Source organism: Pseudomonas sp. H3_E07 (assembly GCF_054668895.1).
This window is the reverse complement of sequence record NZ_CP162795.1, coordinates 3,961,486-3,987,456: the sequence shown is the minus strand read 5'-3', so window position 1 is coordinate 3,987,456 and position 25,971 is coordinate 3,961,486. Positions and strand designations below refer to the sequence as shown.

At 59.9% G+C, this 25,971-nt stretch carries 24 protein-coding genes and 1 pseudogene; 16 read left to right on the top strand and 9 right to left on the bottom strand.

Going from position 1 to position 25,971, the window contains the following annotated elements; translation table 11 throughout:
- Positions 1–136: 136 nt before the first annotated feature.
- Positions 137–1,120, top strand: a pseudogene (locus AB4O08_RS18250) (HAMP domain-containing protein); the annotation flags it as partial.
- An 18-nt stretch (positions 1,121–1,138) separates the two neighbouring features.
- The gene (locus AB4O08_RS18245; protein WP_420865027.1) at positions 1,139–2,026 is read left to right on the top strand and encodes a methyl-accepting chemotaxis protein; all 888 of its coding nucleotides are present in this window, start codon (positions 1,139–1,141) and stop codon (positions 2,024–2,026) included.
- Here the strand turns inward: AB4O08_RS18245 and AB4O08_RS18240 are convergent, their stop codons facing one another.
- Both AB4O08_RS18240 and purU read right to left on the bottom strand, forming a co-directional pair.
- On the bottom strand, positions 2,027–2,197 hold the full coding sequence (locus AB4O08_RS18240; RefSeq protein WP_010208068.1) for a hypothetical protein: 171 nt from the start codon (positions 2,195–2,197) through the stop codon (positions 2,027–2,029).
- Between the two features lie 86 nt (positions 2,198–2,283).
- Complete coding sequence (gene purU / locus AB4O08_RS18235) at positions 2,284–3,132, bottom strand: formyltetrahydrofolate deformylase (protein WP_010208067.1); 849 nt, start codon at positions 3,130–3,132, stop codon at positions 2,284–2,286.
- Between the two features lie 350 nt (positions 3,133–3,482).
- Here purU and mvaT point away from each other — a divergent pair, with 350 nt between their 5' ends.
- A complete protein-coding gene (mvaT, locus tag AB4O08_RS18230) occupies positions 3,483–3,857 on the top strand; it encodes a histone-like nucleoid-structuring protein MvaT (protein ID WP_010208066.1) in 375 nt (124 codons plus the stop codon).
- Between the two features lie 89 nt (positions 3,858–3,946).
- Here the strand turns inward: mvaT and sbcB are convergent, their stop codons facing one another.
- A complete protein-coding gene (gene sbcB / locus AB4O08_RS18225; RefSeq protein ID WP_047542982.1) occupies positions 3,947–5,374 on the bottom strand; it encodes an exodeoxyribonuclease I in 1,428 nt (475 codons plus the stop codon).
- Positions 5,375–5,542: 168 nt separating this feature from the next.
- Between sbcB and AB4O08_RS18220 the strand changes: the two genes are divergently transcribed.
- From AB4O08_RS18220 to AB4O08_RS18195, 6 genes are read left to right on the top strand one after another with little or no spacing between them, the layout of a single operon-like run.
- Complete coding sequence (locus AB4O08_RS18220; protein WP_010208062.1) at positions 5,543–6,235, top strand: RDD family protein; 693 nt, start codon at positions 5,543–5,545, stop codon at positions 6,233–6,235.
- Positions 6,232–7,212: a stage II sporulation protein M gene (locus AB4O08_RS18215; protein WP_460114258.1), complete on the top strand. Its 981-nt coding sequence runs from the start codon at positions 6,232–6,234 to the stop codon at positions 7,210–7,212. Before AB4O08_RS18220 ends, AB4O08_RS18215 begins: the two co-directional genes overlap by 4 nt.
- Positions 7,199–8,728, top strand: a complete 1,530-nt coding sequence (locus AB4O08_RS18210; protein ID WP_021491221.1) for a DUF4129 domain-containing protein — start codon at positions 7,199–7,201, stop codon at positions 8,726–8,728. Before AB4O08_RS18215 ends, AB4O08_RS18210 begins: the two co-directional genes overlap by 14 nt.
- On the top strand, positions 8,725–9,894 hold the full coding sequence (locus AB4O08_RS18205; protein ID WP_010208060.1) for a DUF4350 domain-containing protein: 1,170 nt from the start codon (positions 8,725–8,727) through the stop codon (positions 9,892–9,894). The genes AB4O08_RS18210 and AB4O08_RS18205 overlap by 4 nt, the downstream gene beginning before the upstream one ends.
- Entirely contained in the window at positions 9,891–10,886 is a 996-nt protein-coding gene (locus tag AB4O08_RS18200) for an AAA family ATPase (protein WP_460114257.1), read from the top strand. The genes AB4O08_RS18205 and AB4O08_RS18200 overlap by 4 nt, the downstream gene beginning before the upstream one ends.
- 7 nt (positions 10,887–10,893) lie before the next feature.
- Positions 10,894–12,225: a DUF58 domain-containing protein gene (locus AB4O08_RS18195; protein ID WP_460114256.1), complete on the top strand. Its 1,332-nt coding sequence runs from the start codon at positions 10,894–10,896 to the stop codon at positions 12,223–12,225.
- A 23-nt stretch (positions 12,226–12,248) separates the two neighbouring features.
- Here the strand turns inward: AB4O08_RS18195 and AB4O08_RS18190 are convergent, their stop codons facing one another.
- Together AB4O08_RS18190 and AB4O08_RS18185 are read right to left on the bottom strand one after the other, a co-directional pair.
- Positions 12,249–12,608 carry a PilZ domain-containing protein gene (locus tag AB4O08_RS18190; RefSeq protein ID WP_010208057.1) on the bottom strand — a complete coding sequence of 120 codons (360 nt, stop codon included), beginning with the start codon at positions 12,606–12,608 and terminating at the stop codon, positions 12,249–12,251.
- Between the two features lie 225 nt (positions 12,609–12,833).
- The gene (locus AB4O08_RS18185) at positions 12,834–13,208 is read right to left on the bottom strand and encodes a tol-pal system YbgF family protein (RefSeq protein WP_010208056.1); all 375 of its coding nucleotides are present in this window, start codon (positions 13,206–13,208) and stop codon (positions 12,834–12,836) included.
- Positions 13,209–13,381: 173 nt separating this feature from the next.
- Between AB4O08_RS18185 and pyk the strand changes: the two genes are divergently transcribed.
- Positions 13,382–14,833, top strand: a complete 1,452-nt coding sequence (pyk, locus tag AB4O08_RS18180; RefSeq protein ID WP_010208055.1) for a pyruvate kinase — start codon at positions 13,382–13,384, stop codon at positions 14,831–14,833.
- Between the two features lie 56 nt (positions 14,834–14,889).
- On the opposite strand, the gene AB4O08_RS18175 is transcribed toward pyk, so the two are convergent.
- Positions 14,890–15,639 (bottom strand): enoyl-CoA hydratase-related protein, encoded by a 750-nt coding sequence (locus AB4O08_RS18175; RefSeq protein ID WP_010208054.1) that lies wholly within the window; start codon positions 15,637–15,639, stop codon positions 14,890–14,892.
- A 30-nt stretch (positions 15,640–15,669) separates the two neighbouring features.
- Entirely contained in the window at positions 15,670–16,602 is a 933-nt protein-coding gene (locus AB4O08_RS18170) for an iron-sulfur-binding ferredoxin reductase (protein ID WP_021491219.1), read from the bottom strand.
- 216 nt (positions 16,603–16,818) lie between these two features.
- Here AB4O08_RS18170 and AB4O08_RS18165 point away from each other — a divergent pair, with 216 nt between their 5' ends.
- The 5 genes from AB4O08_RS18165 (at position 16,819) to AB4O08_RS18145 (ending at position 23,846) form a co-directional block, all read left to right on the top strand.
- Positions 16,819–18,342, top strand: coding sequence for a fumarate hydratase (locus AB4O08_RS18165; RefSeq protein WP_010208051.1), 1,524 nt, complete (start codon positions 16,819–16,821; stop codon positions 18,340–18,342).
- Between the two features lie 91 nt (positions 18,343–18,433).
- The gene (locus AB4O08_RS18160; RefSeq protein ID WP_010208050.1) at positions 18,434–20,200 is read left to right on the top strand and encodes an ATP-binding protein; all 1,767 of its coding nucleotides are present in this window, start codon (positions 18,434–18,436) and stop codon (positions 20,198–20,200) included.
- Complete coding sequence (locus tag AB4O08_RS18155; protein ID WP_183702537.1) at positions 20,194–21,519, top strand: sigma-54-dependent transcriptional regulator; 1,326 nt, start codon at positions 20,194–20,196, stop codon at positions 21,517–21,519. The genes AB4O08_RS18160 and AB4O08_RS18155 overlap by 7 nt, the downstream gene beginning before the upstream one ends.
- A 273-nt stretch (positions 21,520–21,792) precedes the next feature.
- Positions 21,793–23,112: an MFS transporter gene (locus AB4O08_RS18150; protein WP_021491217.1), complete on the top strand. Its 1,320-nt coding sequence runs from the start codon at positions 21,793–21,795 to the stop codon at positions 23,110–23,112.
- A 101-nt stretch (positions 23,113–23,213) separates the two neighbouring features.
- Positions 23,214–23,846, top strand: coding sequence for a flavin reductase family protein (locus tag AB4O08_RS18145; protein ID WP_042571226.1), 633 nt, complete (start codon positions 23,214–23,216; stop codon positions 23,844–23,846).
- Between the two features lie 128 nt (positions 23,847–23,974).
- Here AB4O08_RS18145 and AB4O08_RS18140 read toward each other — a convergent pair whose 3' ends face one another.
- Together AB4O08_RS18140 and AB4O08_RS18135 are read right to left on the bottom strand one after the other, a co-directional pair.
- Positions 23,975–24,220 (bottom strand): hypothetical protein, encoded by a 246-nt coding sequence (locus tag AB4O08_RS18140; protein ID WP_042571225.1) that lies wholly within the window; start codon positions 24,218–24,220, stop codon positions 23,975–23,977.
- Between the two features lie 45 nt (positions 24,221–24,265).
- Entirely contained in the window at positions 24,266–24,607 is a 342-nt protein-coding gene (locus tag AB4O08_RS18135; protein WP_010208042.1) for an antibiotic biosynthesis monooxygenase family protein, read from the bottom strand.
- 327 nt (positions 24,608–24,934) lie between these two features.
- Between AB4O08_RS18135 and AB4O08_RS18130 the strand changes: the two genes are divergently transcribed.
- On the top strand, positions 24,935–25,864 hold the full coding sequence (locus AB4O08_RS18130; RefSeq protein WP_010208041.1) for an AraC family transcriptional regulator: 930 nt from the start codon (positions 24,935–24,937) through the stop codon (positions 25,862–25,864).
- Positions 25,865–25,971 lie beyond the last annotated feature (107 nt).

The window sequence follows — 25,971 nt, the reverse complement described above, 5'->3', positions numbered from 1 at the left end:
AAAAATAGGACAGATAGTTCCCACAGGGACCACCGGAACCATCACAAGAAGTATCACACCTTTTTTGACACTGCCATTTTGCGCCTCCCACGAGGACGCGCTTCGGATATTAAGACCTTAGCGGACCCTACAAGCCATGAATAAAAATCTGCGCTTCAGCCACAAAATCCTGCTTGCAGCCTCCCTTATCGTCATAGCCGCATTTGCGCTGTTTACCCTCTACAACGACTACCTGCAACGCAACGCAATTCGCGACGATCTCAACAATTACCTGCAGGAAATGGGCGATGTCACCGCCAGCAACATTCAAACCTGGCTTGGCGGGCGTATAGCCCTGGTGGAAAACGCCGCGCAAAACATCGCCATCAACCCCGAGCCGTCCGCGGTTGCCAGCCTGCTGGAACAGAAAACCCTGACGTCCTCATTCATGGCGACCTACGTCGGTGACAGCAAGGGCGCCTTCACCATCCGCCCCGACACCAAGATGCCGGACGGTTTCGACCCACGCGTCCGCCCGTGGTACAAGGGCGCCCAGAGCAGTAACGGCTCAACCCTGACCGAGCCTTATATCGATGCGGCCACTGGCAAGCTGATCATTTCCGTTGCCACGCCCAGCACTCAAGGCACCCAGAGCATCGGTGTAGTCGGTGGCGACCTGAGCCTGCAAACCCTGGTGGACAACATCGGCGCGCTGAACTTCGGCGGCATGGGCTACGCGTTTCTGGTCAGCGCCGACGGCAAAGTACTGGTACACCCGGACAAAAACCTGGTGATGAAGACCTTGGCCGACGTATATCCGAAAAATACGCCGAAGATCAGTGCGGACTTCAGCGAAGTCGAGGCCAACGGCAAAGACAATATCGTGACCTTTATACCGATCAAGGGCCTGCCCTCGGTGAACTGGTACCTCGGTATTTCAGTCGATAAAGACAAATCCTTCGCAATGCTCAGCGAATTTCGCACCTCGGCAGTCATCGCCACATTCATCGCCGTGGTGATTATCATCGCCCTGCTCGGCATGCTGATCCGTATCCTGTTGCAACCGCTGCATCTGATGACGCGCGCCATGCAGGACATCGCCGATGGCGAGGGAGATCTGACTCGACGCCTTACCATCCAGAATCACGATGAGTTCGGCATGCTGGGTAACGCCTTCAACCGCTTCGTGGAACGCATTCATACGTCGATTCGCGAAGTGTCCTCGGCCACCGAGCACGTCAATGAGGTGGCACTTCGGGTCGTCAGCGCCTCCAACTCATCGATGGTCAACTCCGATGAGCAAGCCAACCGCACCAACAGCGTCGCCGCTGCCATCAATCAGTTGGGCGCTGCCGCCCAGGAAATTGCACGCAATGCGGCGCAAGCCTCCCACCAAGCCAGCGATGCACGGCATTTGGCTGAGGATGGCCAACAGGTGGTGGAGCGCAACATCAAGGCGATGAATCAGTTGTCGTCGATGATCAGCGCTTCCAGCAGCAACATCGAAGCGCTCAATAGCAAGACGGTGAATATCGGGCAGATCCTCGAAGTGATCACCAGCATTTCCCAGCAAACCAACCTATTGGCATTGAACGCTGCCATCGAAGCGGCCCGTGCCGGGGAAGCCGGGCGTGGGTTTGCGGTCGTCGCGGACGAGGTGCGCAACCTGGCGCATCGCACTCAGGAGTCTGCGCAACAGGTGCAGAAGATGATCGAAGAACTGCAAGTCGGCGCCCGGGAATCGGTCAGCACCATGGGTGAAAGCCAGCGCCATAGCCTTGAAAGTGTCGACATCGCCAACCTGGCTGGCGAACGCCTGAACAGTGTGACCCAGCGCATCGGCGAAATTGATGGCATGAACCAGTCAGTCGCCACCGCCACTGAAGAACAGACCTCGGTGGTGGAGTCGATCAACATGGATATTACCGAGATCAACACCCTCAATCAGGAAGGTGTGGAAAACCTGCAATCCACGCTGCGAGCGTGTGCCGACCTTGAGCAACAAGCCGCTCGATTGAAGCAATTGGTGGGCAGTTTCCGGATCTGACTAATCGTCCTTGGGGTCGGACGTGTTTTGTTCCTGCTTCCACAACTCGGCGGCACCGGGAAATTCGGTGCCGTCCTCACTGCTCAGGTCATCCGGGTCATATCGACTCAAACACCCCTCCCCCAATGTGGCGGGGGCTTTTGACGTGGCTTTGTCCAGCGGATCACTCATTACTCAATCCTCGGCAGCGTACACAGAAAAAGGGCCTGGAACGATTTAACGCCCAGGCCCTTCATTCTTCAATCACAACAGATCGATCAGAACACTACGGTCTTGTTGCCATGCACCAGCACGCGGTCTTCCAGGTGGTAACGCAGGCCACGGGCCAGCACCATCTTCTCGACGTCACGGCCGAAACGCACCATGTCTTCAATGCTGTCGCTGTGGCTGACACGCACCACGTCCTGCTCGATGATCGGGCCGGCGTCCAGTTCCTCGGTGACGTAGTGGCAAGTCGCACCGATCAACTTCACGCCACGCAGGGACGCCTGGTGGTACGGCTTGGCACCGACGAACGAAGGCAGGAAGCTGTGGTGAATATTGATCACCTTGCCGGCATATTCGCGGCACAGTTCCGGCGGCAGGATCTGCATGTAGCGCGCCAGCACGACCACGTCGGCTTCGTGCTGCTTGACCAGGCGCGAGACCTCGGCAAACGCCGGCTCCTTGTCCTGCGGGTTGACCGGCACGTGGTAATACGGAATGCCATGCCACTCGACCATGCTGCGCAGGTCATCATGGTTGGAAATCACGCAGGCGATCTCGCAGTCCAATTCATCGCTGTGCCAGCGATGCAGCAAATCGGCCAGGCAGTGGGATTCACGGCTGGCCATCAACACCACGCGCTTTTTCTGCTCGGTGTCGGTGATATGCCAGGTCATCGAAAACTCTTCGGCGATCGGCGCAAACGCGTCGCGGAAGGCATCAAGACCAAAGGGCAGCGAATCGGCACGAATCTCGTGACGCATGAAGAACCAACCGCTGAGATTGTCCGAGTGATGACTCGCCTCGGTGATCCAACCGTTGTGGGAGGCCAGAAAGTTACTGACTTTGGCAACGATGCCGACCCGGTCCGGGCAAGCAATCACCAGCCGAAAAGTGCGCATTAGGGGGAAACTCCAGAACTTCGCAAAGGCCGCCATTCTAGCGATTGCGCAGGAAAACTGCAGTATTCGTTGACGCTTATTCTGATCGCCTGCCGACGCTTTGCCCCTTAATAGCCTATGGTTTTACCACCTTTATATGAGTCTAGTACGTGACCCTACGGCTGTTCCGCGTATTTCAAGGAGATTACTTTAAGGCCTACGCCCTAGTAATTAACTCAAATGCATAGCAAGGCTACAAACATTCAAAGTAATTCACATAAATACGAGCTTAAATGTTTACTTGGGCAAACTGCCTGACTATTATTGGGCCACTCGCCCTGTCAATCAGCGCTCTACATAAGGTAGTCCACATGTCTCTGATCAACGAATACCGTGCCACCGAAGAAGCTATCAAAGAGCTGCAAGCCCGTTTGAAGAATCTGTCTCAAGACGACAAACTGCAAACCGAGCTGGAATTCGAAGGCAAACTGCGCGCCCTGATGGGTGAATACTCCAAATCCCTGCGTGACATCATCGCGCTGCTGGATCCAGAGTCGAAAATTAAAGCACCGCGTGGCGCTGTGAAAACTACCGGCACCAAGCGTGCCCGCAAAGTCAAACAGTACAAAAACCCACACAACGGCGAAGTGATTGAAACCAAAGGTGGCAACCACAAAACCCTGAAAGAGTGGAAAGCCAAGTGGGGCGGTGACGTGGTTGAAGGCTGGGCTACCCTGCTGGGCTAAGCCTCGCCGGGCTTGCGCCTGATACGCGACACATTAAAAACGCCAGCCTGCTGGCGTTTTTTATTGCCTGTCTGTTGAGTGAAGACCGACTACAGATTTACCTTATGGGCCAGCGAGTCTGCATATTCCTGCCACCGCTCAAGCACCTCGGTCTGAAAAGGTGTCGCACTAACTGCAAATTCTTGTTTAGCCTGCTTAAATGCCGCAAGGGTATTCGGCGCGCCCCACTCCGGGTCCGACAAACGTTGCTGACAGAAAAGCTGCCAGCGTTGTTGCTCCTCACTGTTCAAGGTATCGGGGAAGTTGCGCGCGCGATAACGAAACAATAATTCAGGCAAGCGATGATCATCAAAAGGCCATTGCTGGCGAGCTAATTGCGCTGGCTCGGCCGTCCGGACTTGTTCACATAAACGTCGATCACGATCGCCGATAAAGCCATCGTAAAGCTGTTGCTCCGGGTCTGAACTCGACGCGAAACCTTCTTCGGCATAAATGGCCGCCAACTTGTCGCGCCAAACTTCCTGTGCGTCAGTTAGCCGCAGGGCGCGCTCCTGATAAATATTCATGTCCAAGTGCAGACGCTCACGATCTTCGGTCCGAAGCACGTTCAAGGGAGCAACCACAGGGCAACGATTGATGTACACCAGCTTGAGCGGGACCGGCAACTCGCCCTCGGCAAGATCTTCACGACGGGTGTAGAGGCGCTGGCGCAAGGTATCTGCATCCAGGTCCAGCAACCCTTGGGGATCGAGCCCGAGATCGCAGACGATCAGCGCATTGCGATTGCGGGGGTGCCACGCCAGCGGTAGCACGACCCCCAGGTAATGACGCTCGGCGGAAAAACGCCCAGAGATATGCACCATGGGTTGCAGTAAACGCACCTGGTCCATCACCCGCTGCTTGCTGCGTAGCTGAAACAGCCATTCGTACAGCTTGGGCTGTTTCTCACGTACCCGTCGCGCCAAGGCAATCGTGGCACGCACATCGGACAACGCATCGTGTGCCTGGCCATGGTCGATACCGTTGGCTTCGGTCAGGCGCTCCAACTTGAGCGTGACGCGCCCATCCTGTTGCGGCCACTCAATGCCTTCCGGGCGCAGCGCGTAGGCGGTGCGAATCACGTCGATCAGATCCCAACGACTGTTACCACCCTGCCACTCACGCGCGTAAGGGTCGAAAAAATTGCGATACAGGCTGTAGCGCGTCATCTCATCGTCAAATCGCAAGGTGTTGTAACCTGCGCCACACGTACCCGGAGCAGCCAGTTGGGCATGCACCCGGGTCATGAAGTCGGCCTCGGCCAGGCCTTTTTCCGCGAGGATTGCGGGAGTGATACCGGTAATCGCGCACGCAACGGGATGGGGCAGGATATCGTCGCTGGGCTGACAATAAAGATTGACCGGCTCGCCGATCTCATTGAGCTCTAAGTCCGTCCGAATTCCAGCTACCTGGAGCGGGCGATCGCTGCGCGGATTAATGCCGGTGGTTTCATAGTCGTACCAGAAAATGGAGGTCACGGGCTATTCCTGTACTGAAGAGCGACAAAGTCTAGGCGCTGGACGGCGTCCACGGCCAGCACCAAATAAACTGTACAAACATCCAGCAAAACCTTGAATGGTTGCTTCCACCGCCGACACTGCTAGCATCCGTGTCTCCCCAGCCACTCTGCACTGCCAAGGATCGCGATGCCGTCAGCCCCGTTGGACACCCGCTACCAGATCGAGACCCCGGAGGGCATTGACCTGCCGCTGCGCCCCGCCGGCCTGGTACCGCGCGTGCTGGCCTTTGCCTTCGACCTGGGGTTGCGCGCGGTGGTGATGGGCATTCTGCTGGTGCCATTGGCCTTGCTTGGCAACGTTGGCATCGGCCTGGGCTCACTGCTGCTGTTCCTGATCAGTTGGTGGTACATGGTGCTGTTCGAGGTACTCAACCAGGGGTGCTCGCCTGGCAAACAGGTCATGGGGCTGCGGGTGATACACGATGACGGCACGCCGATTGGCTGGTCCGCGTCACTGATCCGCAATTTACTGCGGTTTGTCGACATGCTGCCATTCGGTTACTTCCTCGGCGCAATCAGCTGCCTGCACCATCCTCACTTCAAGCGCCTGGGCGACCTGGCCGCCGGCACACTGGTGATCTACCGGGAGCAGCCGCTGGTGCGCCCCCGTATTCCTCAAGCTGCGGCCTTGCGCCTGCCCTTCGCCCTGAACCTGAACGAGCAACGGGCCATCCTCGGCTTCGCAGAGCGCCAAGGTGAGCTGTCCGCCGAACGCGTTCACGAGCTGGCCTCGATACTCGCCACCCCCTTGCAAGTATCCCCGGCTCGCGCCGTGGAACAACTCAACGGCGTGGCCCGTGGCCTGTTGGGGCCGACATGAAGCAGAGTCTTTTCGAAAGCCGTCACCAGCTTCAATGGCAAGCCTTCGCCAACCACCTGCAACAGTTGGAGCAAGGCAAGGCGACGGCCAGTGAGTTGGCCGGCTTCCCCCAGCAGTATCGACGTCTGTGCCAGCACCTGGCCCTGGCCCAGGAACGCGGCTACAGCAGCTATTTGGTAGACCCGTTGCAACAACTGGCCCTGCGCGGTCATCAACAGCTCTACCTTCATCGCAGCCAACTGACGGCAAATGTGCTGGGGTTCGTACTTGCCGATTTCCCTCGGTTGGTACGGGAACAGTGGCGTTTCGTACTGATCGCCAGCCTGCTGTTCTTTGGCAGCCTGGTGGGTATCGCGTTGTTGGTGTACCTGTTTCCCGACCTGATCTACAGCATCGTCAGTCCCCAGCAGGTTGCCGAGATGCAAGGTATGTATGACCCGGATGCCAGCCGCCTGGGCCGCACCGCCGAGCGTGCATCGAGCGAAAACTGGATGATGTTCGGCTACTACGTGATGCACAACATCGGTATCGCGTTCCAGACGTTTGCCGCCGGTTTGCTGTTCGGCCTGGGCAGCGTGTTCTTTCTGATATTCAACGGCCTGGTCATCGGTGCGGTCTCCGGCCACCTGACCGAAATCGGCTACGGCCAGACCTTCTGGTCATTCGTCATCGGACATGGCGCGTTCGAACTGACCGCAATCGCCCTCGCTGGCGCCGCCGGCTTGCAACTGGGCTGGGCGCTGATCGCTCCCGGGCAGTTGACCCGAGGCGAATCATTGCGGCTGGCGGCACGCAAGAGCGTGCAGATGTTGTGTGGTGTGATGATCTTCCTGTTGATCGCGGCCTTCATCGAGGCGTATTGGTCATCCACCACCCTGATAGCGCCCTGGGTCAAATACCTGGTTGGCGCGGCGCTGTGGATGCTGGTAACTGCTTACCTGGGCCTTGCCGGAAGGACTCGCCATGCGCCTGAGTGATGCCAGTGTGGTAATCCGCCCGCGTACTGCCTGGGAAGCGATGGATCTTGGCGTGTTGATGGCCCGTGAGCATTGCCTGCTCTTGATGGGCAGTTGGGCGTTGGTGACTCTGCCAGTGTTCGCCGTGCTCACGGCACTGCTGTGGAAGTACCCGACCACCGCGATACTCGTGTTCTGGTGGCTCAAACCAGCCTTTGATCGCTTGCCACTGTATATCCTGTCCAAGGCGTTATTTGGCGAAACGCCCAGCATCAAGCAGGCCGTTCGCCAGTGGCCACGGCTGCTAAAAGGCCAACTGTTGGCCAGCCTGACCTGGCGGCGACTCAGCCTGAGCCGCAGCTTTGTGATGCCGGTGAGCCAACTCGAAGGCCTGGATGGCCCCACCCGTCAAAAACGCCTGGGTGTGCTGCAGCAACGCAGTGCTGGCGCCGCACGCTGGTTGACCACCATCGGGGTGCATCTGGAGATCGGTTTGTGGTTCGGCTGCATGACTCTTTTCTATCTATTTATTCCCCAGAACATCGAGTTGGATTGGGATTGGCAGCGCCTGATACTGGCGACAAGTTCGGAAGGCTTGTGGCTGGAGCACTTGAGCAACGTCTTCTACGCCTTGATCCTGGTGTTTTGGGAACCTATCTATGTGGCCTGCGGTTTCAGCCTCTACCTGAATCGCCGCACTGTATTAGAGGCCTGGGACCTGGAGTTGGTCTTTCGCCGTCTTCGTCAGCGCCTGAGCAACGTGGCGCCGTTGCTAGTGCTGATGATCGGGCTGACGCTGCTCCCCTTCAGCCCGCCCGTCATGGCAGCGTCATCCCCCCCCAAAAAACCACTCACCACCCAGGGCGCGAGCCAATCCATCAAGTCGCTGCTGGAAAAGCCGCCCTTCAAAAATCCGGAAACCGTCACGCGCTATCGCTTTGGCGAAGACAAGCCGTCGGTTAAAAACAAGACTCACCGTGACGGTAAGCTTCCGGACTGGCTGAAGGCGTTGCTGGACAACCTCAACAGCAATACCTTCAAACACATCGCACAAGGGCTGGAGGTGCTGTTGTGGGGACTTATGGTCGGTGCATTGATCATGCTGGTGTGGCGTTATCGTGAGTGGTTGCGCACCTTTGTCAGCCGACGCGGGCCACGCAAGCCCCAAAACGTCAAACCGGCACCCACGCAATTGTTCGGCCTTGAACTGGGTTCCGAGACTTTGCCCGACGATATTGCCAGCGCCGCCGAGCGCCTGTGGCCCACCCAGCCAAGGGAAGCCCTTGGCCTGTTGTATCGCGGTCTGCTCAGCCGGCTGTTGCATGACTTCAATGTGCCGCTGAAAAGTGCTGACACCGAAGGGCAGATCCTGGAACGGGTCAACCAGTTGCAACAACCACGACTGCTGGCGTTCAGCAACGAATTGACCCACCACTGGCAGAACCTCGCCTACGGCCATTGCCTGCCTCCCCCTTCAGCACAGCAACAACTGTGCAGTGATTGGCGCACCCTGTTCAACGTGGGGAGCAACCCATGAACCGGCCTTTACTGTGGGTGGGATTATTGCTGGCGTGCCTGCTTGGAGCCGCTGGTTACTATGCATGGAGCAAGGCAATTCCCTACGACGAGGTAGTGGATCGTGGTCCGTCTCCAGAAGCCCTGGCCAACCCGTACTTGGCGGCGGAACACTTTCTACGCGAACAAGGCCTGGCCGTGGAGCAGGCCAATAGCCTGGAGCGGCTGACGACCTTGCCGGGCAAGGGCAACAGCCTGCTGCTGCTCGGCGAACGCAGCAACATGTCACCACGCCAGGTAGAGCAACTGCTGGACTGGACCCAATCCGGCGGCCATCTGTTGCTGGTGGCCGAGGCGTTATGGGATGAAGAGACCGGCAGAAGTGGCGACCTGCTGCTCGATCGCTTGCAGATCCACCAGGCATTGAGCGACGAGCCTGAGGAGCCTGCGCCTTCCAGCAAAAAGTCTCTGGAAAAGAAAGCGCCCGACCTCACCAAACTCTACGTCGACAATGAAAACCCATCGGCTTACTTCAGTTTCGACACAGACTTCAATCTTACCGACCCGAAGCACCTCGCCCAATTTTCTGCCAACAGCTCAAGGTCGAGCCACCTGATGCAACTCGACCTCGGGAAAGGCCACGTCACGGTGATCACCGACAGCGACCTGTGGAAAACGCCGAACATCGGCAAGCACGACAATGCCTGGCTGCTGTGGTACCTGAACCAGGGCACGGCCGTAACCTTGTTGTTCAACAGTGACTTCGACGACCTGCTCAGCTTGCTGATGCGGTACTTCCCCCAGGCCCTGGTCGCACTCATTTCGCTGATCGCCCTGGCATTGTGGCGGGCAGGCATGCGTCAAGGCCCAACCCGACCTCCAGCCTCCAACGCTCGCCGCCAATTGCAGGAACACCTGAAGGCCAGCGCCGATTTCCTGCTCCGCCGCAGTGGCCAGGGCACGCTGCTGCATGCCTTGCAGCGCGACATCCTGCGCGCGGTCCGGCATCGTCACCCCGGCTTTGAGCACCTCGACAACGCAGAACAGTGGCGGGTGCTCGAACACCTGACGCGCCAACCCTCTCACGTCATCAGCCAGGCCCTTGGCCCACTCCCGGCAAAACGGCTTTCCAGCGCCGATTTCAGCCGGCAGGTGGCATGCCTGCAAACCCTCAGGAATGCCCTATGAGTGAACTTCCAAGCGCCACTGCCTTGAACCGCGATACCTTGCAACGTGCCAGCGAACAGGCCCAAGCCCTGCGCACGGAATTGCGCAAAGCGGTGATTGGCCAGGATGCGGTGATCGACGATGTCCTGACCGCCCTGATCGCCGGTGGGCATGTGTTGCTCGAAGGTGTGCCGGGGCTGGGCAAGACCTTGCTGGTGCGTGCGCTGGCACGCTGCTTCGAGGGCGACTTCGCGCGCATCCAGTTCACCCCGGACCTGATGCCCAGCGATGTCACCGGCCACGCCGTATACGATCGGCACACCGAACAGTTCAAGCTGCGCAAGGGGCCTGTATTCACCCACTTGTTGCTGGCCGACGAAATCAACCGTGCTCCGGCCAAGACCCAGGCCGCGTTGCTCGAAGCCATGCAGGAACGGCAAGTCACCCTCGAAGGCGAGGCGCTGCCCATCGGCCAACCGTTCATGGTGCTGGCAACCCAGAACCCTATCGAACAGGAAGGTACTTACCTCCTGCCGGAAGCGGAGTTGGATCGCTTCATGCTCAAGGTGCGTATGGATTACCCCGATGCGCAGCAGGAAGTGGACATGGTGCGTGAGGTCACGCGCTCGTCTCGGGCCGACATGCTGGATGTACATCCCTTACACACGGTGCTGCAAGCCGAAGGTGTGCTGCAGCTTCAACAGATCGCCAGTGAACTGGCACTCGACGAACACGTGCTCGACTATGCCGTACGCCTGGCACGCGCTACGCGCAGTTGGCCGGGATTAGCCATCGGCGCCGGCCCACGGGCGTCCATTGACCTGGTACGCGGGGCGCGTGCCCGCGCCTTGTTGCGCGGGGGTGAGTTCGTCACCCCGGACGACATCAAGGGTTGCGCCCTGGCAGTACTGCGCCATCGGGTACGTATCGCGCCAGAGTTGGATATCGATGGGCTGGAGGTCGACCAGGTGCTCAAGCAATTGCTCGATCAGATCCCGGCACCTCGGCAATGAGTTACCCATGAAACCGACCCGTCTGTTGTTGAACTGGCTTGGCGTATTGCTGGGTGTGGGCATCCTGCTGGGTACTGCGTCAGCGTTGCAGTTCAAGGTGCCCGACACCTTGCACTCAATCGCGTGGGGGCTGCTACTGGCACTGTTACTGCTCGCCTTGCTGGATGCGATGCGCCTGCGTAGCCGCCCTTCCCCCCGCGTGCAACGGCAGATGCCTGGGAGCCTGGCACTGGGCCGCTGGGGAGACATACGCCTGGCTATCGAACATGACTTCCCACAGCCGCTGAGCGTACAGGTATTCGATCATGTCCCTGACGGGTTGTCCGTAGAACACATGCCCCAATCCATAGCGCTGCGGCCCGGTGAACGCAGTGAACTGGGTTATCGCCTTCGCCCCATGCGGCGTGGGCATTTCAGTTTCAGCCGCTGCGAACTTCACCTGCCCAGCCCCATGGGCCTATGGTCAGCACGACGACTGATCGAGGTGAGCGATACCACCCGCGTCTACCCGGATTTCGCCCGCCTATACGGCGCCCAACTTCTGGGGGTGGACAATTGGCTGAACCAACTGGGTGTGCGCCAACACCAGCGGCGCGGCTTGGGACTGGAATTTCATCAGTTGCGAGAGTTTCGCGAGGGAGACAGCCTGCGACAGATCGACTGGAAGGCCACCGCCCGACAACGCACACCCATCGCTCGTGAATATCAGGATGAGCGTGACCAGCAGATCGTGTTCATGCTCGATTGCGGCCGCCGCATGCGCAGCCAGGACGATGAGCTGTCCCACTTTGACCATGCCCTGAATGCCTGCCTGTTGCTCAGCTATGTCGCTTTGCGCCAGGGTGATGCGGTTGGGCTGTGCACCTTTGCCGCTGACCTTCCACGCTATCTGGCGCCCGTCAAAGGCAGTAGCCAGCTGAACCTGTTGCTCAACGCGGTATATGACCTCGATACCACCCGACGGGCTGCCGATTATCAGGCTGCGGCTAGCCAACTGCTGGCCCGGCAGAAACGGCGCGCATTGGTGATCGTGGTAACCAACCTGCGAGATGAGGATGATGAAACACTGCTGGCTGCCGTCAAGCGTATCAGTCGTCAACACAGGGTGCTCGTGGTCAGCCTGCGCGAGGAAGCCCTCGACCGACTGCGCCAAGCCCCCGTACAAACCTTGCCCGAAGCCTTGGCCTACAGCGGCACCATCGACTACCTGAATGCCCGCAACGAACTGCATGACCGCCTCAGCGCCCAAGGCCTGTCCCTATTGGACAGCTTGCCGTCTGAGCTCGGACCGGCGTTGGTCACCCGCTACCTGGGATGGAAGAAAGCCGGGGTGCTCTGAAGATGCCCGCCAACGCGCGTTACCTAAGCTGAAGCCTGCAAGGGATCAAAGCTGAAGTAATGCAACAAGACGTTGATCAACTGCCCATATTCCTCGGGTGCCTGGAGCACCCTGAACCCGGAGTCATACTGTTGCGGGTTGATATCCTCATGACTCCATAGGCAGCTCGCCGTGAGATCAATGGGATGGAAGGTGCCGTCAGCCGCCGGAATCTTCAAACGCAGCTCAAAGTCCACGTCGACCATCATGGGCAGTTGGCTGATTAACATCAGCCCATCTTCCGAGACATTGCCCAAAAACCCGATGGGCTTGTCGGTAAGACGATTAAACACTTGCAGAAAATAAGGTAACTGATGCCGCTCGATCCGCCGGTCAGTAAACATGGTGAGATCGCCATCCAATGGCCATGAGTGCGGCCGTGCCAGTGATTCGGAACGGGCAAGATCACCCGCTCTCCCTGAAATTCGGTGCGACAACAGTCAATCGCTTGCTGCTGGACAACCACCAAATCCGGGCCCCGCATGCGTTTGCACAGAAAGTTGTACAAACGAACACTCAAAGGATAGCCCATGACTGGCGATAGGCCAGTTATTAAATGACGAATACCATCACAATGAAGCCGGGCGCGGTTGCGCGATGCTTGCACCTGGGTAATGCCCCAGTTGTTGCAGGGTGTCGAGCCTCGCGCGGGCGCGGTAGGCGTACTCGCTCGACGGATACTGATTGATGATGAATTGATAGGTCTGTACCGCGTCGACGAAGAGTTTCTGCCGTTCCAGGCACTGCCCGCGCAACATCGAGACTTCCGGCTGCACATAACGTCGGCTGCGACTTTCACGGTCGACCTGGGACAACTCCAGGGTAACGCGCTCGCAGTCACCGACCTTGTAGGCGCGGTAGGCATTGTTCAGATGGTGGTCCATCGACCAACGAGTGCAGCCGACAACACTGACGGCCAGGGCAGCAATGAGCAAAATTCGCATGAGGGTTCTCCTGTCTTGTGCAGTGTATCGACCCCTCGTCGAAAATCTTCAAGGATGTTCGTATTCAGCCGCAACGAAAACAAGTCAATCATCGATAAGTAGTGCAAACGAACAATGACTACAACGAAAGAGCATAGTAGCCTTCCTCAGCGCTTGAACTCAGGAGTCTGTGCATGTCCGTCCGTCGTACCAAAATCGTCGCCACCCTTGGCCCGGCCAGCAACTCGCCGGAAGTCCTCGAACAGCTGATTCTGGCTGGTTTGGACGTTGCCCGTCTGAACTTCTCCCACGGCACCCCGGACGAGCACAAGGCTCGCGCCAAGTTGGTGCGTGACCTGGCCGCCAAGCACGGCCGCTTCGTCGCACTGCTGGGTGACCTGCAAGGCCCGAAGATCCGTATCGCCAAGTTCGCCAACAAGCGGATCGAGCTGAAGATCGGTGACCAATTCACCTTCTCCACCAGCCACCCGTTGACCGAAGGCAACCAGCAAGTCGTGGGTATCGACTACCCGGACCTGGTCAAGGACTGCGGCGTCGGTGACGAACTGTTGTTGGATGACGGTCGCGTGGTGATGCGCGTCGAAACCGCGACCCCGACTGAACTGCATTGCGTCGTACTGATCGGTGGTCCGCTGTCCGACCACAAAGGCATCAACCGTCGTGGTGGTGGCTTGACCGCACCGGCCCTGACGGAAAAAGACAAGGCCGACATCAAGCTCGCCGCCGAAATGGAAGTGGACTACCTCGCCGTGTCCTTCCCACGCGACGCCGCCGACATGGAATATGCCCGTAAACTGCGCGACGAAGCCGGCGGTACCGCCTGGCTGGTGGCGAAGATCGAACGCGCCGAAGCCGTAGCCGATGACGAAACCCTCGACGGCCTGATCAAGGCTTCCGACGCCGTGATGGTTGCCCGTGGCGACCTGGGCGTGGAAATCGGTGACGCCGAGCTGATCGGTATCCAGAAGAAGATCATCCTGCACGCACGCCGTCACAACAAAGCGGTGATCGTGGCGACCCAGATGATGGAGTCGATGATCCAGAACCCGATGCCGACTCGTGCCGAAGTGTCCGACGTGGCCAACGCCGTGCTCGACTACACCGATGCCGTGATGCTCTCGGCTGAAAGTGCCGCCGGCCCGTACCCGCTGGAAGCCGTGCAAGCCATGGCGCGTATCTGCCTCGGCGCTGAAAAGCACCCGACCAGCAAGACCTCCAGTCACCGCATCGGCAAAGAGTTCGAAAGCTGCGACCAGAGCATCGCCCTGGCGGCCATGTACACTGCGAACCACTTCCCCGGTGTGAAGGCGATCATCGCGCTGACCGAGAGTGGCTACACGCCGTTGATCATGTCGCGCATCCGTTCCTCGGTGCCGATCTACGCGTTCACCCCGCACCGTGAAGCCCAGGCGCGCACCGCGCTGTTCCGTGGCGTGTACACCGTTCCGTTCGATCCGGCTTCGCTGGCACCGAACGAAGTCAGCCAGAAAGCTATCGACGAGCTGGTCAAACGTGGCGTCGTAGAGAAAGGCGACTGGGTCATCCTGACCAAGGGCGACAGCTACCACACCACCGGTGGCACCAATGGCATGAAGATCCTGCACGTGGGCGACCCGCAGGTCTGAGTGACAGGCTGAAAAATCAAAGCCCCGCCCTTTAAATGGCGGGGCTTTTTGCTTTCTCAGGACCGGTTGATAAACCCCGACAACGCCGCAATCGCCTCCGGCGACCTCAACCGCTGGGTAAATAAAGCGCCCTCTTCCTCGATCACCTGGCGCAATTGCTCGCGGTCCACACTCTTCATAAGTTGCTTAGTCACTTGCACCGCGCCCGGCGCCAGGGTCTCAAAGCGCTCGGCCATTTCCCGCGCCATGGCCAGTGCCGCCTCGCCGCTGCCCAACGCCTCGGTAGCAATCCCCCACGCCGCCGCCTGTTCGCCGCTGAAGCCCTCGCCCAGCAGCAATAACTCAGCCGCCTTGGCGTGCCCCAACAGCCTCGGCAGGATCAGGCTCGAACCAAACTCCGGACACAGCCCCAGGTTGACGAACGGCATGCGCAGCCGCGCATCCCGACTGATGTACACCAGATCGCAGTGCAGCAACAGCGTTGTACCAATACCCACCGCAACGCCGGCCACGGCGGCAATCACCGGTTTGCGACAGTTGAGCAGGCTTTTCATGAAATAAAACGGTGGGCTGTCGAGCGTGCTGGGCGGTTGTTCGAGAAAATCGCCAATGTCGTTGCCGGCGGTAAAGCAGTCACTGCTGCCCTGGATCAGCACGCAGCGGATATCCACATCCGCATCGGCCTGCTCGAGCGCCTCGGCCAATTGGGTATACATGGCCCGAGTCAGCGCATTTTTCTTCTCGGGACGATTGAGCTGCAGGATCAGCAGCCCGCGTTCACGGTGCTGCAGGATGGCGTCAGTCATGGCAGATCTCGCGGCTGTAGAGTTCAGCGCTCAACCACGGGGCAGGAACACATCGGCCAGCAGTTGATTGCGCGGCAATCCCGCCAGGAACAGACGCTTGGAAAACGCCTCGACACTGGCCGGGTGCCCGCAGAGTAAAGCCAGAGTTTGCCGCGAAACAAGCCGCAGTTGCGCCAATGCCTGGGTCGCCTGCGCCGCTGTCCACAGCTCCACCGTCACATTGGGATGCTGTGCAGCGAGCTGCGCCAGGGGTTCGGCCAAGTAATGCCCGTCAGCATCATGGGCCAGGTGAATCACGCGGATGTCGCCCTGATGATCCTGGCGCAAAGCCTCACGCAACACCCCCCAGAGCGGCCCCAGGCCCGTGCCGGACGCCAGCAGCCACAGCGGTCGACGTTGCCAGTCGGGGTCGTACTGCAGCGCGCCGCCGCGCAGCTCGCCCAGGCGCAGACGGTCGCCCACCTGCAATTGACGGGCAAGATCACTGAATTCGCCGGGCAGACGGCAATCGAGATGAAACTCCAGGAACGCATCCTCCTGGGGCAAGCTCGCCAAGGAGTAGGGCCGCGCCACCTGACCTGCCCATAGCACCAGATGCTGCCCGGCCCGGTAGCGCAGGCCACGCTCGGGTTGCAGGCGTAGGCGCAGCACGTTCGGGCTCAACCAATCCACACCCACCACCTGGGCCGGCAACCCGTCACGTGTCGGATCAAAGGTTTCGACGCGCAAATCCCCGCGAACCTGGCACTGACATGCCAAGCGCCAGCCGTCCTGGCGTTGCGCCGGGCTCAAAGCCTCGGGTTGCTTGTCCTCGACCTCCCCCTCGCATCGCACCAGGCACGCATGGCAACTGCCGGCGCGGCAACTGTAAGGCACGGCCGCACCGGCCTGGTTCAAGGCATCCAGCAAGTTGCTGCCGGAAGAGACCGACCAATGGCGTTCGCCGACGTAGAGTTCAGGCATATAAGGACTCAATCACAAGGGAGCGCGCACAGGGAATCATGCCTGCGACAGTTTGACCATAGTCGGGTGTATCGGCCACCGAGCCGGGTTATACTGCCGCGCCTTTTTAGCGTCGCGCCTGCACCAGTGGCGTGCCTTGGAAAGGTGGTTTCAGCCGACCGATGCACCCCACTGAAGCCACCTTATTGAATGTTCCCTTATAGAGGAGCGCGACTCATGACCGTGATCAAGCAAGACGACCTGATTCAGAGCGTTGCCGACGCCCTGCAATTCATTTCCTACTACCACCCCGTTGATTTCATCCAGGCCATGCACGAAGCCTACCTGCGCGAAGAATCGCCAGCGGCCCGTGACTCCATTGCCCAGATCCTGATCAACTCGCGCATGTGCGCCACCGGCCATCGCCCGATCTGCCAGGACACCGGTATCGTCACCGTGTTCGTGCGCGTGGGCATGGACGTACGTTGGGATGGCGCCACCATGGGCCTGGACGACATGATCAACGAAGGCGTGCGTCGCGCCTACAACCTGCCGGAAAACGTCCTGCGTGCCTCTATCCTGGCCGACCCGGCCGGTGCGCGTAAGAACACCAAGGACAACACCCCTGCGGTCATCCACTACTCCATCGTCCCGGGCAACACCGTGGAAGTGGACGTGGCGGCCAAGGGCGGCGGTTCCGAGAACAAATCGAAAATGGCCATGCTCAACCCGTCCGACTCGATCGTCGACTGGGTGCTGAAGACCGTTCCGACCATGGGCGCCGGCTGGTGCCCACCGGGCATGCTCGGCATCGGCATCGGCGGCACCGCCGAGAAAGCCGCGGTGATGGCCAAGGAAGTGTTGATGGAATCCATCGACATCCACGAGCTGAAAAAGCGCGGCCCGCAAAACCGTATCGAAGAGATGCGCCTGGAGCTGTTCGAGAAGGTCAACCAACTGGGCATCGGCGCCCAGGGCCTGGGTGGCCTGACCACCGTGCTCGACGTGAAGATCATGGACTACCCGACCCACGCCGCGTCGCTGCCGGTGTGCATGATCCCCAACTGCGCCGCCACCCGTCACGCCCATTTCGTGCTCGACGGTTCGGGCCCAGCGTCGCTGGAAGCGCCACCGCTGGACGCCTACCCGGAAATCGTCTGGGAAGCCGGCCCGTCGGCCCGCCGCGTCAACCTCGACACCCTGACCCCGGAAGAAGTGCAGAGCTGGAAGCCGGGAGAAACCGTGTTGCTCAACGGCAAGATGCTCACCGGCCGCGACGCCGCGCACAAGCGCATGGTCGAGATGCTGAACAAGGGCGAAACCCTGCCGGTGGACCTCAAGGGTCGCTTCATCTACTACGTCGGTCCGGTTGATCCGGTGCGCGAAGAAGTGGTTGGCCCAGCGGGCCCGACCACCGCGACGCGGATGGACAAGTTCACCCGTCAGATCCTCGAACAAACGGGCCTGTTGGGCATGATCGGCAAATCCGAGCGCGGCCCGACCGCCATCGAAGCGATCAAGGACCACAAGGCCGTGTACCTGATGGCCGTGGGCGGCGCCGCTTACCTGGTGGCGCAAGCCATCAAGAAGTCGCGCGTTGTCGCGTTCGCCGAACTGGGTATGGAAGCGATCTACGAGTTCGACGTGAAAGACATGCCGGTGACCGTTGCTGTCGACAGCAAGGGCGAATCCGTGCACATCACCGGTCCTGCCATCTGGCAGAAAAAGATCAGTGAAAGCCTGGCGGTAGAAGTGCAGTAACTGCTTCTGTGGTGAGGGGCCAGCCCCCTCACCACAACTGCTTGCCCCTCATGGTATGGTGCACTCCCTTACCGTGCCTGCCCATCACCGTATGATCGTAATCCCTCGCCCCCTGCGCCTGACTTTCTACTCCCTGCTGATCATCGCCGGTGCGCTGCTGGCCGCGGCCTTGGCGACGCGCCATGCCGAACGCCAAGCCCTGGTAGACGATGCCGCTCGTGCCAATCAGCAACTTGCGCTGTATGCCAATTCGTTGCACACCCTGATTGAACGCTACCGAGCCCTGCCCGCCGTGCTGGCGCTGGACTCGGAGATGATCAATGCCTTGAAGGGCCCGCTGGATACCGCCACCCAGGACCTGCTCAACCGCAAACTGGAACGCATCAACGGCGCGGCGCAGTCGTCCACCCTGGAATTGATGGACCGCACTGGCCTGGCCGTGGCCGCCAGTAACTGGAACCTGCCCAGCAGTTATGTGGGACACAACTACGCGTTCCGCCCCTATTTCAGCCAAACCCTGAGCCAAGGCACCGGGCGTTTTTACGCGGTGGGCGTGACCACTGGCATTCCCGGTTACTTCCTCTCCAGCGCGGTGGTCGATGAACACGAACAGTTCCTCGGCGCCATGGTGGTCAAGCTGGAGTTCCCCGAACTTGAACGCGAATGGGCCCAAGGCAATGACCTGCTGCTGGTCAGCGACGCCCGTGGCATCGTGTTCATCGCCAACCAGCCCGGCTGGCGCTATCGCAACCTGCGGCCGTTAACGGCCAGCGACCTTGCCGAACTCAAGGCCACTCGCCAATACGACAAGAAACACCTGCAGGCGCTGGAAACCAGCACCCTGCAACGCTTCGACGAAAACAGCCATCTGATGCGCGTCAACGGTCCGGATGGCAGTGCCAATTACATTTGGGAATCGCTGCCGCTGAAGGCCGAAGGCTGGACCCTGCACTTGCTGCGCAAGCCGCAATTCGCGTTTGAAGATCAGCGCAACGCCGGGTTGGCCGCCGCCGGCTCCTGGCTGGCGCTGGTGTTCCTGGTGCTGTTCCTGACCCAACGCTGGCGCCTGGCCCGCTTGCGCCAGCGCAGCCGCGAGGAACTTGAGCAACTGGTGGAAGAACGCACCCAGGCGCTGCGCACCGCTCAGGATGGCCTGGTGCAGTCGGCCAAACTGGCGGCATTGGGGCAGATGTCCGCCGCCCTCGCCCATGAAATCAATCAGCCGCTGACCGCCCAACGCATGCAATTGGCCACCTTGCGCCTGCTGCTGGACCATGGCCGTGTCGACGACGCCTACCAGGCGCTCACCCCACTGGACGACATGCTCACGCGCATGGCCGCGCTCACCGGCCATCTCAAGACCTTCGCGCGCAAAAGCCCCAGTGGCCTGCGTGAACGCCTGGACTTGGCCACCGTGGTCGACCAATCCCTGCACTTGCTCGATGCGCGCCTGCGCGACGAATCCATCGGCGTGGTGCTGGACCTGACCCGCCCCGCCTGGGTGCGTGGCGATGCGATCCGCCTGGAACAGGTATTGATCAACCTGCTGCGCAACGCCCTTGACGCCATGGTCGACAAGCCACGCAAACGCCTGGAAATCCGCCTGCATGCCGATGAGCAGTTGTGGCAACTCACCGTCAGCGACAGCGGCGGCGGGATTGCCGAAGAACACCTGAACAGCGTGTTCGACCCGTTCTTCACCACCAAACCTGTGGGTGATGGCCTCGGCTTGGGGCTGGCGGTGTCCTACGCTATCGTGCACGAATTGGGTGGCCGCCTGATCGCCAGCAACCGTGGCGACGGCGCGGTTTTCACCCTGACCCTGCCTATCGCGCTGGAGACGCCCGACCTATGTTGAACGCGGTGATTGTGGTCGACGACGAAGCCAGCATCCGCACGGCCGTCGAGCAGTGGTTGAGCCTGTCGGGCTTTGAGGTACAGCTATTCAGCCGCGCCGAAGAATGCCTGACGCAATTGCCCAAGGATTTTCCCGGAGTGATCCTGAGCGACGTGCGCATGCCAGGTCTCAGCGGCCTGGAACTGTTGGCCGAAGTGCAGCGCCGTGATGGGGATTTGCCGGTGATATTGCTGACGGGCCACGGCGATGTGCCAATGGCCGTTGAAGCCATGCGCGACGGCGCCTACGACTTCCTGGAAAAACCCTTCAGCCCCGACGCCCTGCTCAACAGCCTGCGCCGCGCCTTGGACAAGCGTGGATTGATCCTGGAAAACCGTCGCCTGCATCAACAGGCCGATCATCGCGCACAGTTGGAGTCGACCCTTTTAGGCGTGTCTCGAGGTTTGCAGACCCTACGCCGCCAGGTGCTGGATTTGGCAAGCCTGCCGGTCAATGTGCTGATCCGTGGCGAGACCGGCAGTGGCAAGGAACTGGTTGCCCGTTGCCTGCATGACTTCGGCCCACGGGCGAAAAAACCCTTTGTGGCCCTCAACTGCGCGGCGATCCCCGAGCAGTTGTTCGAGGCCGAGCTGTTCGGCCACGAAAGCGGCGCGTTTACCGGCGCCCAGGGCAAGCGCATCGGCAAACTGGAATATGCCCACGGCGGCACGCTGTTCCTCGACGAAATCGAAAGCATGCCCCTGGCCCAACAAGTGAAACTGCTGCGCGTGTTGCAGGAACAGAAACTGGAACGCCTGGGCTCCAACCAAAGTATCCACGTGGACCTGCGCATCATCGCCGCCACCAAACCAGACCTGTTGGAAGAGGCCCGCGCCGGACGCTTTCGCGAAGACCTGGCTTATCGTTTGAACGTCGCGCAATTGCGCCTGCCGCCTTTGCGTGAACGCCGCGAAGATATTCCGCTGCTGTTCGACCACTTTGCACAGAGCGCCGCCGAGCGCCTGGGCCGTAGCGTCGAGCCGCTGAGCGGTGCGCAACTGGGGCGTCTGCTCAGCCATGACTGGCCAGGCAACGTGCGCGAATTGGCCAACGTCGCCGAACGCCAGGTGCTGGGGCTTGGCGAGCCGGAGCCGGAAGGCGTCGAGGCCGGGCAATCGTTGGCGGCGCAGCAGGAGGCGTTTGAAGCGCATTGCCTCAAAGCTGCACTGACGCGGCACAAGGGCGATATCAAGGCGGTGCTGGCCGAGCTGCAACTGCCTCGGCGAACCTTGAATGAAAAGATGCAGCGCCATGGGTTGGTGCGGGAGATGTTTCTCTAGCGACCTTCAGACCGCCATCGCAGGCAAGCCAGCGCCCACATTTTGAACTGTGAATACATTTCCAATGTGGGCGCTGGCTTGCCTGCGAAGAGGCCGGTGGCTATAAGCGGATTTCCGCTCATTACCTAAAAATCATCAGCGACTTTCCGCTCAAAAAAATCCTCTGACCCTTCTATTCCGGGCCTTCATCTACCTGGCACAGCTCCTGCTATAGCCCAAACCAGGCAGTGCTCAAGCACGCTCCACAAAAACAATTAGATGAAGGATCCTTCAATGGATAACTCCAACTCCCTGCCTCTGGGGTCGGCGGCTGCGCCGGCAAAAGCACGCACCACTTCCAGCCGGATCAAATCGATCTTCAGCGGATCGGTCGGCAACATGGTCGAGTGGTACGACTGGTACGTCTACGCCGCCTTCTCGCTGTACTTCGCCAAAGCCTTTTTCCCGAAAGGCGACACCACCGCCCAACTGCTCAACACCGCCGCGATCTTCGCTGTGGGTTTCCTGATGCGCCCGATCGGTGGCTGGTTGATGGGCCTGTACGCCGACAAAGTCGGGCGTAAAAAAGCCCTGATGGCCTCGGTCTACCTGATGTGCTTCGGCTCGCTGCTGATTGCCCTGAGCCCAGGCTATGAAATAATCGGTATCGGTGCACCGATCCTGCTGGTGTTCGCCCGTTTGCTGCAGGGACTGTCGGTCGGCGGCGAATACGGCACCTCCGCCACTTATCTCAGCGAGATGGCGACCAAGGAACGTCGTGGTTTCTACTCCAGCTTCCAGTATGTGACCCTGATCTCGGGCCAGCTCATCGCCCTGGCCGTACTGATCGTGCTGCAACAAGTGCTGACCACCGAGCAGCTGTATGCGTGGGGCTGGCGTATCCCATTCGCCATCGGCGCGCTGTGCGCAGTCGTCGCGCTGTACCTGCGTCGCGGCATGGAAGAAACCGAGTCGTTCACCAAGAAAGAAAAAGCCAAGGAAAGCGCGATGCGCACCTTGATGCGTCACCCCAAGGAACTGCTGACCGTAGTCGGCCTGACCATGGGCGGCACGCTGGCCTTCTACACCTACACCACCTACATGCAGAAATACCTGGTGAACACGGTCGGCATGAGCATTTCCGACTCCACCACCATTTCGGCGGCGACGCTGTTCCTGTTCATGTGCCTGCAACCCATCGTCGGCGGGCTGTCGGATAAAGTCGGCCGCCGGCCAATCCTGATTGCCTTCGGCATCCTCGGCACCCTGTTCACCGTGCCGATCCTCACCACCCTGCACACCATCCAAAGCTGGTGGGGCGCGTTCTTCCTGATCATGGCGGCGCTGATCATCGTCAGTGGCTACACCTCGATCAACGCGGTAGTGAAGGCCGAGCTGTTCCCGACCGAAATCCGCGCCCTCGGCGTGGGCCTGCCGTACGCCCTGACCGTATCGATCTTCGGCGGCACCGCTGAATACATCGCGCTGTGGTTCAAGAGCATCGGCATGGAGACCGGCTACTACTGGTACGTGACCGCGTGCATCGCGGTGTCGCTGGTGGTCTACGTGACCATGAAGGACACCCGTAAACACTCGCGCATTACCACGGACTAAAGGTCTGTCTCGGTAAAACATGTGGGAGCGGCGAAGCGACGATTCGACTTGCTCCCACATTGGGTATGATGCATGCCCCAGAACCGAGTAGGGAACAGGCCATGTCCGACGCTATCCATTTCTACGAACCCGCCAACGGCCACGGCCTGCCCCATGACCCGTTCAATGCCATCGTTGGTCCACGGCCGATCGGCTGGATTTCGTCACACGACCGTGAAGGTCGCCTGAACCTGGCGCCCTACAGCTTCTTCAATGCGTTCAACTACATTCCGCCGATCATTGGGTTTTCCAGTGTCGGGCGCAAAGACAGCCTGAACAACATCGAACAAACCGGCGAGTTTGTGTGGAACCTGGCGACCCGCCCGCTGGCCGAGCAGATGAACCAGAGTTGCGCCGCCGTTTCCCCCGAAGTCAACGAGTTCGAGTTGTCCGGCCTGACGCCGGTGGCGTCGAAGATTGTTGGCGTGCCACGGGTGGGCGAGAGCCCGGTGTCGTTCGAATGCAAGGTGACGCAAATCATCCAGCTGCAACGTGCGGACAAGGCGTTGGTGCCGAGCTGGCTGGTGCTAGGCGAGGTGGTCGCGGTGCACATTGCCAAGTGGCTGCTCAAGGACGGGGTCTACGACACCGCCGCCGCCGAGCCGATCTTGCGCGGTGGTGGCCCGGCGGATTACTTCCAGTTGGGGCCGGAGGCGCTGTTCAAGATGTACCGGCCTGGTGCCACAAAAGCCTGATTGGCATGCTGTCTAAATGTGGGAGCGGGCTTGCTCGCGAATGAGGTGGGGTCAGCCACTGAATTCGGTGACTGACACGCCGCATTCGCGAGCAAGCCCGCTCCCACATCATTCATCGACGGTGTGTCCTAGTTCCCGGCGCTGGCCCAGGCCAGTTGACCTTCTTCATCCACTCCGATCAACCGCTCAAGCTGCACGGTGGCGGCATCATCCGCATCAGAAGCCGTCTTGAACGTCTGTCCATCAAGGATCTTGTGAAACTGCGGTGCGCCCATGCCATCCAGTGCCTTGACGGCGACGGCGGCGCTGTAGCCACCCTCCCCCGGTACTACGGCGGAAACGGCTTCGTGGTGGGCAAATTGTTTACGTGCCATGTTGCAGGTCCTGGCCAATGGAAAAGTTGGCCATTCTAAACCTGATCAGCCGGCGAGTTGCAGGTACTCGCCGTAGGCGTGTGCAGCGGATGCATCGGTAAAGGTTTGGAAGTCCATGCTGCGCACGACCATGTCGTTCAACAGTTCGGTGAAGATCATCAGGGCCGGAGAGTTGAAGTAGGCGCTCATCGCCTGCTCGCTGCTCCAGAAACCGGAGATCAACCAGACATCGGGATCGACTTGGGAATGCTGCAACGAGAATTGCAGGCAACCCTGAGCCTGACGACCCGGTTCGATCAAACTGCTCAAGCGTGCACCGAGTTCGGTGCTGCACCCGGTGCGGGCGCGGATAAAGGCCATATGGCTCGCGGGAATGGGGGTGGACATGTTCGACTCTCCCGTTGAGAAGTGATGCTCGGCAAGCACTGTGAGGGCGTGTTGCCACAGGATCAAAGATAATGGCGCGGGTGCGGGCGCGGTTAGTCGATTCCTGCTGGCTTATTGCACAATCCTGCGAGAAGCGCAGATAGGACGTTTGGCGCCGGCAATTATTCCAAGGGCAACCGCCTTGTTTCAGGGAGATGACAGCCCCCACGATTGCCTGATTCACGATGCGTCGCAGGATCAGGCAAGGATTGTGCAGAATCGACGTAACACTTTTTAGAAAGCCGCCGCTAAGCTGAGCCCATCGAAGTAGCCAGTAGAGGACGCTCCATGTCGTCGCCCGAACATACAGCCATCCCCCTCGATGCCGAGATGGAAAAGCAGCGCGCCGAGCTGGCCAGCATCGTGCACCGGCATACCTGGGAGGACGGCTCCTACGGTACAGCCATCACAACCTTGTTCCTGAACCGCCACAACACGCCGCGCGACTTCATGCCGGTGCTGGTGGAGCCTGCCCTGTGCATCCTGGCCAGCGGCAGCAAGGAAGTGCGCCTGGCCGACGAGATCTTTGCCTACGACCCGCTCAACTACCTGGTGTTCTCGGTGGCGATGCCGGTGGCCGGACGGATCATCGATGCCACCCCGGAAGACCCGAACCTGTCGGTGCGCATCAATATCGACCCGGCGCAACTGACGGCCTTGATCGCAGAAGCAGGCCCGATGGGCGTGCCGTCGCGCCCGACGTCCCGCGGCATGTACGTCGACCGCATCGACAACCAGTTACTCGACGCAGTGCTGCGCCTGGCGCGGTTGCTGGATACACCCAAAGACATCGCCATGCTTGCGCCATTGATCAACCGGGAAATCCTCTACCGTCTGTTGCGGGGGCCGCAGGGTTATCGGCTGTATGAAATCGCCGTGGCCAACAGTCAGAGCCATCGGGTCAGCCAGGCGATCACCTGGTTGAACGGCAACTACGAGCAACCGCTGCGCATCGATGACCTGGCCAAGGCAGTGAACCTCAGCGTCTCGACCCTGCACCACCGCTTCAAGGCGATCACCGCCATGAGCCCGTTGCAGTATCAGAAGCAGTTGCGCTTGCAGGAAGCGCGACGGTTGATGATTGCCGAAGGGTTGGAAGCGTCGGCAGCGGGGTATCGCGTGGGGTATGAAAGCCCGTCGCAGTTCAGTCGGGAGTACAGCCGGTTGTTTGGGGCGCCGCCCCTTAGAGACTTGGCCCGACTGCGCCAAAGCATCTGACCTAATGAAGATCAACATGTGGGAGCTGGCTTGCCTGCGATAGCGGTCTGTCTGTGCCAGATGAGTTGGCTGATACACCGCTATCGCAGGCAAGCCAGCTCCCACAT